Source organism: Bartonella sp. AA89HNZF (assembly GCF_042196905.1).
In the GTDB taxonomy this organism is placed as follows: Bacteria; Pseudomonadota; Alphaproteobacteria; order Rhizobiales; family Rhizobiaceae; genus Bartonella.
This window is the reverse complement of record NZ_JBHIRD010000066.1, coordinates 1-1,599: the sequence shown is the minus strand read 5'-3', so window position 1 is coordinate 1,599 and position 1,599 is coordinate 1. Positions and strand designations below refer to the sequence as shown.

General features: G+C 41.7%; 2 protein-coding genes. Both read right to left on the bottom strand.

Annotation, left to right across the window (positions count from 1 at the left end):
• Positions 1-58: 58 nt before the first annotated feature.
• A complete protein-coding gene (locus ACFIN0_RS09670; protein ID WP_375702446.1) occupies positions 59-463 on the bottom strand; it encodes a hypothetical protein in 405 nt (134 codons plus the stop codon).
• A 20-nt stretch (positions 464-483) separates the two neighbouring features.
• Positions 484-1,599: filamentous hemagglutinin (locus ACFIN0_RS09665; RefSeq protein ID WP_375702445.1), on the bottom strand; the 1,116-nt coding region annotated here is incomplete at its 5' end.

Sequence of the window (1,599 nt, the reverse complement as noted above, 5' to 3'; positions counted from 1 at the left end):
TCCCGCACAGGCATGTAAAAACGTGAGTGTGGGGATTGTCGGTCATCACAAACAAAACTTAAGGTTTGCATTCAGGTGCATTTTTATATTTTTTACAATAAGGGCTGTTTAAGCGCTTCTTGACACTTCTCTGTGGGATGACAGCGCCTGGACGACAAATGGGGAGGTTTTCAGCTTTATGATTTCCACACCACCCCCCTCCCACATCATATTTATAGCGAAATCCCGCTTGGAGCATGCAAGCATCAATGGTTGCATTTGCATTGTAGCTGAGCTTTCTATTTTCTGTATCAGCATTAATAAGGCTTGGCAGACCGCATTCTAACAAGGCTTTTCCTACCTCTGTAAAACCTGCTCCTGGCTTTTTCCACGCCGCCACATCTCCTGGGGGAGTTTTATTAAACTGACATCCAGCTATACTTAACAAAGTTATAGCGCTTAATAATTTTAAAGTTTGTTTCATTTTTTTCTCCATGATTTAATTCAAGGTTTTTGTTCTAAATGAGATGAACCGTAAAGTATGCTGCACATACGCCCCGCATCTCCAAGACAAGTATGGGGATTGTAAGGATTTGTGAACATGTTCCATGTTTCTTTCCACCAATTACTACCAGCAGGTATTGTCTCGTAAGTATAGCCATTGCCGCCAATAATTCTGCTGACAAAGTCGTATCTATGACCATCAAAACCAACAGTGGTTTGTTTGCCATCACTCACATAACCTAACAGACCGGATGCAACTAAAACATTAAAGGCTGGTCCATAGAGATTGATAGTCGTGTTTTCGTTGGCTATACCGTGAACACCTTCTTGTTTGAAAGAATTCAGCATATTCCCCAATGTCATTGTCCCGCGACTATGTCCATAAAGTTCTAATCCTGTAAGACCATAGCTATACATCAAATCTTTTGCTTCTTGTGTTGAATTGGTCAAACCCCAAAAGTTATTTTCCATAAACTTCTGATAGCCCGCGACCAGAAGTTCTGAGATAGCAGAATCGGCTTCTGGGAACACAACAAAATAAAGCGGTTCATTTTTATTCTCCGCATGTTGCTCTGCATAAACAGCAGCTTCCTCTGGTGGTGTAAAGATGCCATTAAAGGACACATGCACTTTGCCATCAGAGCCTTCTTGCAAATGCTGCTTTTCTTCATCCGTTAAATAATGGAACTTAGGAATATTTTGTCCACGAGCATCTCTTATAGGTACCCCATTTGCATCTATTTTATAGATTATATTACCCTTTTCATCACGGTCGACCACGGCGATGGGGTGCTCTTTGATAAACATGGTTTTATAGGAATCATCGCTGTATTTAAACCCCTCTTCTAAGAGTTGCGTTACCATTTCACGGTTTTCATGGACGATTTGTTCCAGCTTGCCTACATCGAGCTGTTGTACACCCTTATGGGCGCTAGCAGTATCCCGATTAAGGGAGGCTATGGCTTGCTCAACATCTTGTCCTGTCAACGCCTTCTGCCCTGCTTCATCAGTAATGACGATAGTGCCATTGCTGATAGCAGATTTGGTATATCCTTCCTCTGAATCTTTAGCTTTTGAATGATCTAAGACATTTTTGGCAATGTTTTTCCCGACACC